Origin of the sequence: Spirulina sp. 06S082, from assembly GCF_034932145.1 — a bacterium.
In the GTDB taxonomy this organism is placed as follows: Bacteria; Cyanobacteriota; Cyanobacteriia; order Cyanobacteriales; family Spirulinaceae; genus CCY15215.
Window position 1 is genome coordinate 1 of the sequence record NZ_JAYGHV010000065.1, and the last position, 8,511, is coordinate 8,511.

An 8,511-nucleotide genomic window follows, 5' to 3' on the forward strand; every position below is an offset into this window, starting at 1 on the left:
GTTGTGATAGAGGTTCGCTACTTGCAGGTCTTAAGCTATTTTTAGCACCAGGTAATAATGGTGCAGTAAAACCAATAGAAGTATAAATTCGTTTATCTTTTGTTTTTTCAGAACCGGGAGCAAATTCTGTAATTGCTAAGTCTAAATCTCTGCTGATTTCAGATACTTTTTTCTTTCCATCAGGATCGTGATGATATAAGGTTCTAGATCGAGAAGGCATTCCATACATAGGCAAAATTCCGCCTTCTGCTAGACGTTCTGCTAATCCATTTCCAGCTAGTTCTTTATTTTCTGCACACTCTTGTATTTTTTGAAAAAGTTCGTTGCGAGCAAATTGTTTGAGTTCGTTACTGTTGATTTCTGGAACACCGAGTAATAGCGTATCAATAATATTATTAATCTCTAGCGAATTTTTCAAGAACTTCTCAACTTTTTCTTGTAATTCATTATCATTTTGTAACCATGCTTCAGTTGTTCCAAATTCTCCATGACTATCTGGAGGAATTGGGCTATCCCAATAAGAAACACCAGCAGAAAGAAAAGCAATATACAAGCATTCTTTGGCTAACAAACGTCTTGCAATTTCAACTTGAGACATCGATAGAAAAGGAACGGGAGGTGGATCGCCCGTAATTTTTTCAGGATGTTTATAGTAAAACTCATCGTGAGAACGACTGCGACAGAGAGTAAGTACGATCGCAAAGGCTTGTCCTCGACGACCCGCACGACCTGCACGTTGTTGATAATTAAAGCGCATAGGGGGCATATTAGCCAAAATAACCGCCATTAAACTACCAATATCAACGCCAACTTCCATAGTCGTTGTAACGCTTAAAATATCGATTGTATCGACTTGAGGAATGAATTTTCTGGTTTCATTTCCGATATTAACGATAACATTACGAAAATGTCGCTGTCTTTCTGATTGGTCGTCGGTTTGTCCAGTTAGTTCTTCGCAATGTAAGCGTAATGGCTGACGTTTGTTAACGGCTTCGGTTGCATAATAGTTGCGATCGTATAAATCTTGGCAAGTTTTATTCGGTTCTTTGGGTAACGGTGAAAGACAGTTTGTATTGGTACAAATTCCCCCTGCATGGTGAAGATGAGGGCGATCGCACGATTCGCATTGCCAAACCGAGTCATCAGGAAGTGCGACTCGAACCGATAAATAACGGGAATCAAGTTCAAAATGATGATGTTTTCCTTCTTGACAAATTGCTTGATATAAAGCATTCTTTAATTGCTTTTCAGGCAGATTATTAAATGATGCACATTTTTCAACATAATGTCGAAAACTGGATCGAACATTTTTCCAGTCTTTCCAGTCATCTAGATGATATAGTTGAGGTTGTTGGGGATAGCGATATAATTCACCTAGAATTCGCAAACATCCTTGACAAATATCCTTAAATGTGTCTAATGAACATCCACATTGAGAGGCAATTTCTTCAAGATTTTCGTCAGATGGTAAGCTGAGACAAATATAGCCCAATCCAGATGATTCAATTCCAAAATATAGACGACCAAAAAGATTATTGCAAATTTCAGATTTAATTTTTGGGCGCAATGTTTCGTCTCTGCGAGTCAACGCTTCTGAAGGAAGATCGGCTTGCCAATTATTTGTTTCAAAATCAAACAATTTTGTCCAATGTTGATACTGACCATTATAGTTATATTCTTGGTATTGGACATCATTGCCCGCAGGGTTTATTCCTAATTTTACTAATCTTTTGATTAAAATTCCAATCTTGCGAGGATCGTCTAATCCTTCAAACAAGATTCGTAAAGGAATGATACGAGTCTGACCTGTTTTTTGAATCTTCTCAATCTCTTTTTGAGCCTTCTCTTTACCTTCTTTGAGAATTTCTAAATCTTCAGGATCAATATCTGTTGGTAATTCTCGATTAATTTTTCCGAGTTGTTTCTGTATTCTTTCCACAGAATCAGAATTCTGTTCAGAAAATCGCACTGCTTCTGGACGAATAGTTTTACTGTGTTGTTGTAGGTCTTCTAATAAACTTAATTCTCCGATCGCTTGTTGCATGAGTTCGTCGAAAATTGTCTCTCTTACCAGATCGTTGTAATGCGTTCGTTCAATACCATTAGAGATGGATGCAGCATCTTCTCGGCTATCTGAAAACACAACCAATTTACGCGAGTCTATTTGGTCTGGTAACTGATAAAATAACTCTTTCGCAAGTAATTGACTCACGCGAGAAAAACCCGTTCTAAACCAACCAATCGGAGATTTTTTTAATTTGCGGCTATAATCGGCACTGCAATGTGGACAAACTGACGGTAAAGCACCTATTTTTTTATCCTCTGAGTGCGATCGCAAATAGAAAATATAACCTTGAATCCACTGTTGAAGATCGTCAGTATTAGGATTACCTAAAATAACGCGACCATTACGAGTATTGAGAGATGCTTTTCTCCATTGAACTTTTTCACTTCCATCACCACTCAATTTAGGTTGATTCCATTCTTTTGCATCTTTACTAATTGTCCGAGATGGGAAAAATACGGCAAATTCATCATAACTTCTGCGATCTAAAGCTAGTGCAACTTTGCGATCGGGGATTCCTTCAATATCCGGTTCTGTAGGTAATAATTCCCACCCTTCTCCATTTTCCAACGTTAAGCGATTTCCTGCTAAAAAGATAGTGCCGCATTGTTCGCAGTAAAGCAATTCTAATACCCGATATCCATCCTCATCAAGAATAGGAGGATTCTGTACATATAATTGACCAATGGGACGGTGTTCGCTTTGCTCCTCTTCCTCACAATCATGGTTGGGTTGAATACAAGCCCAAAGTCCATCAATATTGCGGAAAAACCAGTGAAATCGAAATCGAGGGAGTGTTTCAGATTCCCACAGTCCTCGAGTCATTAGCAATCCTCTCACTGCTAAATCATTTTTGTCTTTGTTGGTGTTATTACCAAAAATCTTTGTCGAGAAATCAGAGATTGATACAGCACGAGTATTTCCCTTATTGTCCGCACAAGCATTCAGCATTCTCACTACAACTTTCTCTGTTTGAGAAGAAAGAATTTGCTGACAACGTTGATATTCTGAGGTTCTTAATAGATTTTGCGGGTTGGTTTGTGGTTGTGATCTGACTAAATTTGTGAATTGAATGAAGGGTTCGCGATTGAGAAAATCTTGCTCGACAATTGCAGGAATTTCTTCTTGTTCTCCCGGAATAATCTGTTCTGAATTCCATTCTGTCCCAAAGAACTGATTGAGAAACTCTAAACTGTTGGGATCGTCGGGTTCGAGAGATGCACTAGAAGCTAAAATTCTCAGTTTGGGGTGTCCCGGATACAAACCAATCCGTTGTAAAAATAATCTCAGTAAATAAGCAATTTCTGTTCCTGATGTTCCTCGATAAAGGTGCAATTCATCAACAATCAAATGAAAAATACTATCGTCTTGTTTTAACCATTCTCGCGTTTTGGCAAAGATATCTTTATCGACATCTCTCATCAGCATAATACTGAGCATACAATAGTTGGTGATAAGAATATCGGGAGGATCGTCTTGCATATCCCAACGACAGCGCATTTCCGCACCATCTAAACGAGGGAAAAAGAATTGAACCTCATCATCTCCTGTTGTTTTAATATATTCTTCAATAGCTGTTACAGACCTATCCATCTGCTGCATTGCTTCTGTCAATTTTTCGATTTTATCTTTATGAGGGTTTCCATTCTGTTTATTTTCATATCCAGGAATTGGTGTCACTCCAGTATATCGACCAAAATAAATGCGATTTCCTTGGCGATTTTCCTGAAACCATTCTTTTGCATTTTCCGAATCTAATGCTTTACGAAGTCGCGTTAACTGGTCTTCAACTAACGCATTCATTGGGTATAAAATCAATGCTCTAACTGCCGCTTTACGAGTCTCATGACCTCTTTGAGAAATGCGAAAAGAACGCTTCATTCGACGATTTTTCTTGATAACTGGATCGCATTCATTTTGCCAATCCTCATTCTCCCACCAATCATTAAGATATGGATGTTCTTTGTTAGGTAAACTCCATTTTTTTGATTCTCTTGTAAGATAGGCAAAGAGAGGTAAAAGAAATGCTTCTGTCTTTCCCGATCCCGTTCCTGCGGTGACAACTGCATTTTGACCCAAGAGGGATTTTTGCAGCATTTCTAGTTGGTGTTTGTAGAGTTGATAATCGCTAACTAATCCGCAAGCTGCTAAAGTTTTAAAATCTTGTAAGATATCCTCATCTAATTCAGGAAGATCATCGCAAGTTAAGTCATGAATTGTTTTTGGCGATCGCTGATATTGTGGTAATGGTTCGATCCAGGGTTCTTGATAAAATGCTCCAGGTTGACGCAATTTTCTTTCTCTCTCCCGTTCTATTTCAGGAAATCGAGTCCCGAATGCGGTTTTAACGTAGAGGAGAAGATTGTCACGAATTTTTTCAAAAGAACCAATGGGATCGTACATGGGAAACTTACCGGTGTTTAATGTTTGAGGGAAATTTCGTTAAGTGTCTGACCTAATTTCTGCGCGAGAATTTCAGCGATATTTGGAGGAATAGCAGAGAAGATATGAAACCCAAAGATTTTGGAGTCAATTTGAGGAATTTTGTCTACAAATTTGGGAAGATAACCCGAACAAAGTGTTAATGCTCTTTCTAACAGGATAGGCAGTTTTGCACCAACTGGAACAGCTAGGGTAAATCTTCGCCGATCGTAAGCGAGGATATGGCGATCGCTTTTCCATAGGATAGCATATCGTCCCCAATCTGGGTTTTTAATCTCACACCTCCTGTCAGTATGCCATAGATAGTGAGCTTTGGCTTGAGTTCGAGGATTCGTATATTGACTTAAATGAATATTTTGTTTTGTAACAGAATACGAACGGAATTTTAAAGAGATCGGATCGAAGGTTTTGTTATCCCAATTGAGTTCAGTTTCTTCTTGCCATTGTAATGTTTCCCAGTACCGATCCACAGATGCGGAAAAATGGAGAAGTGACCATGCTGCGGGATTTTCGAGAAAAGGAATTTGTGATTTTGAAGCGATCTCGTGTAATTCTTCGATCGCTTCTGCACGAACTGTAACCCGCCGAGGTGCTAACATAATATCGCTAGGCTGTTCTGTCATTTCTACATTAATGTGAATCCCTACAGATTTACAATCTTGAGATAATTTAGAGATAGTATCAGGCGATCGCGAACCTATTAAAATCGCTTGAGGAAATCCCATACAAGGAATTCTCACCAAAGCTGGAGGTGCAATATAAAGGCGTTGTTTGTTAAAATCATAGTCGCAATGAGCGAGGGATTCTAATGCTCGGACAGTTTGCGATCGTAAATTTTTGAGTTTCTTTGTTTTTTGATTCTCTTCGCGATCGCTTGATTTCTCCTCTCGATGATAAAAGTAATCAAGAGCATCCTTAAAACTTTTCCAAGACATCTCCTGTTTTGCAGAAATAACATAGAGAAGTCGATCGCGATCGTTTGCTTTTAACTCAGACACGCTTGGCCTCCTTTTGATATTTATTCCATAAACAGCGTAATTTTTGCTCCTTGGGAGGAGTAATAACTTTGCGATCGTACCAGAGGAATTTTTTCCATTGTTTTAATTGTTTGCGATCGCCATATTTTTCAGCGATCGGACTTACTTCATTAAAATCTATACCGCAAAATTGTACGCGACTGCGACGGCCCGAGGCGATCGCCCAAATGGGTGTCCAATCTTGTTCGAGAATTTCTGATGGTGTTGCAATTTGTCCAACTTTTCGACCAATAAAAATAATACGATTAGTTCCTTGAATAGGTAAAAGTGTATTAAAGTTAAATTCGGGAATCTCAAATCCTTCAACAATTGCACCCCTGATTTTTGCATGATTACTCTCTTCTAATTCGGTAAAACTTCCAAAAACATCTCTTGTGTAATCAGGAGTATCATTAGAATTAGATGAATTCTGAAGATTATCATTAATTAGAGTCAGGTTGATCTGCTGAATAATTTCCTCTTGATGACGTGCTGTAATACTTATTTTTTCATTTAAGGGTAAATTTTCAGGAAGTTGATAAACACCAAATGAAATTGGCGATAACTTCTGATCTTGACAATCAATATCAATCTCTTCATTATGACCCTGTAATAATATATCTGGTTGTGCAAATGTAAAGAAAAGATTTCTTCGATCTAAGCGTAGTCCTCCTTTGAAAGAGAGTCGAATAGTAGAAGGAAACGATAAATTAGGATATTTTGATTTAACGAGATTGTCACTCTTCGCAAAATCTACTTTAAATAAACTCCATCCTTGCGGTAAACCTTGATTAATCCTCACTTTTTCAAAACCTTGACAAGCAGAATTTCCCCATGCTTCAATTGCCTCAATATGGTCAGGATGGACGAGTAGATAAAAAGGTTTTTCTTTAGGGAGTTGTGAGGTTTCGACCCATCCCGGTAGATCGTAATTTTGACCTTTAATTAGGATTCTGACTGGCGATCCAGAGAATTTAAAACACCATTCTCCATCTTGCGATCGCATTTTGAATCCTTTTTCCCAATCAAAATCAAATTGAGACGCATCCAAATTTCGTGAATTTAACTTGAGATGTGATGACCATCCCCCTATCTCTTCCGAACAAGAATAAATCTCATTATTTCCTTCAATCAATAAATCTAAATCATTTTCTGGCAAATCATATCGACTTGTACATCGCAAAGTTATCTCTGTCACTCCAGCAATTTCATCCAATTTACAACATAACCTTAAATTACCATAGTAAATTTTAGAATTTGTCTCTATAACACTTCCATCCCAGTGATTTAACTCTTCGAGGATTCGTTCAATTAAAATTTGACAACGTTCATCATTTTCATTTAATAAATTAAGAGTATGAGATCGTAGATATTGTTTTCCGTGTAGAGATAATAGAGATGCGATCGCGGTTTCAGAAGGTAGGGAAAGAGGGTCTAAATCTGCTTCAGCAAAAATATTAGGTAAATTTTTCTGTTCTTCTTCCGTTAACAGCATTTGAGCTAAAGGAAAACTAATATGACGGTTTTGCCCAATTGTAATGCAATTAAATATACCCCATTCCCCATTGGTATCTTCATTTGCCCATTGTTCTAAATCTTCCCAAAGTTGGTGCATTTTCTCGAAAGAAGGATATTGTCCGGTTTTTAATTCTTCACCTAATAAGGATCTCAAACGTGGATAATAAGAATTAGACGAAAAATCACCTTCAATTCCTGCTGCTAGAACAAATAGTGTTAAATATCCAATATAAGGAGGATAAGAATAATCCGAATTATAGTGTGGATTATCGCGCCAATTCTCCCAACTTTGTAAGGCTTTTTGACAAATTCCTTGATTATGTCTTGTTACCCAAGGAACTCCTGTGTTTAATGTTTTGATGAAATCTTGAAGATCGCCTCCTCGATCTGAACCGAGTTCGTTAATTAACGATTCTGTAACATATAAATAAACCGGTTGTACTCTTTTTTCGGATCGAAAAAAATGTGAGGCAATTAATTCATTCCAATCTAGATATTCTAAAGACATTTTTATTGTCCCTGACACAGATTCTGGTTAAAGTATATATCGATCGCCTCGGTCATAGCCGTTTTCTCCTAAAACACAATTGTAAATTCTGTGGTTATTATACCGAACCTATCAAAGCGCGATCGCGCCATTGCAAGTTCCCCTCGCCCTCATCGATATAATAAATACATTACTAAATATATTCACGAGTCCAGAATATGAGCGCAGCAACCGCAACCAAAACCCAATATGAAGCCGTGATCGGACTGGAAACCCACTGTCAATTGAACACGAAAACAAAAATTTTCAGTCCCGTTTCCACAGAATTCGGTACACCCCCCAACACGAATATATCCCCCATTTGCCTTGGCTATCCAGGGGTTCTCCCCGTCCTCAACGAGAAAGTCCTCGAATCTGCCGTTAAAACAGGACTCGCCCTCAATTGCCAAATTGCCCCCTATAGTAAATTCGATCGCAAGCAATATTTCTATCCCGATCTGCCCAAAAACTACCAGATTTCTCAATACGATCTCCCCATCGCCGAACATGGGTACTTAGACATTGAAATCATTGAAAAACCTGGTGATGAACCCATTCGCAAAAAGATCGGCATTACCCGCTTGCACATGGAAGAAGATGCGGGAAAACTGGTTCATGGGGGTAGCGATCGCCTTTCCGGTTCTACCCACTCCCTTGTAGATTTTAACCGCGCAGGGGTTCCCCTCTTAGAAATTGTCTCAGAACCTGACATTCGTTCCGGGGTAGAAGCGGCTGAATACGGTCAAGAATTGCGCCGCATTGTCCGCTATCTTGGCATTAGTGACGGCAATATGCAGGAAGGTTCTCTGCGTTGTGATGTCAATATTTCCATTCGTCCCGTCGGACAAAAAGAATTTGGCACAAAAGTGGAAATCAAAAACATGAACTCCTTTAGTGCTATCCAAAAGGCGATAGACCATGAAATCGATCGCCAGATTAAAGCC

The 8,511-nt window shown here is 38.6% G+C and carries 4 protein-coding genes; 1 reads left to right on the forward strand and 3 read right to left on the reverse strand.

Going from position 1 to position 8,511, the window contains the following annotated elements; all coding sequences use genetic code 11:
• The 3 genes from VB714_RS06435 to VB714_RS06445 form a co-directional block, all read right to left on the reverse strand.
• Nucleotides 1–4,468, reverse strand: a 4,468-nt coding sequence (locus VB714_RS06435) for a DEAD/DEAH box helicase (RefSeq protein ID WP_323222313.1), incomplete at its 3' end; no start/stop codon positions are given.
• 17 nt (nucleotides 4,469–4,485) lie between these two features.
• Nucleotides 4,486–5,505 (reverse strand): hypothetical protein, encoded by a 1,020-nt coding sequence (locus VB714_RS06440; protein WP_323222314.1) that lies wholly within the window; start codon nucleotides 5,503–5,505, stop codon nucleotides 4,486–4,488.
• Nucleotides 5,498–7,549: a hypothetical protein gene (locus VB714_RS06445; protein WP_323222316.1), complete on the reverse strand. Its 2,052-nt coding sequence runs from the start codon at nucleotides 7,547–7,549 to the stop codon at nucleotides 5,498–5,500. Before VB714_RS06445 ends, VB714_RS06440 begins: the two co-directional genes overlap by 8 nt.
• 197 nt (nucleotides 7,550–7,746) lie before the next feature.
• Here VB714_RS06445 and gatB point away from each other — a divergent pair.
• On the forward strand, nucleotides 7,747–8,511 hold a 765-nt coding region (gene gatB / locus VB714_RS06450), incomplete at its 3' end, for an Asp-tRNA(Asn)/Glu-tRNA(Gln) amidotransferase subunit GatB (protein ID WP_323222319.1).

Excerpts from the sequence above, each read along its gene's own strand:
- VB714_RS06445 (WP_323222316.1), bottom strand. The coding sequence starts at position 7,549 with ATGTCTTTAGAATATCTAGATTGGAATGAATTAATTGCCTCACATTTT.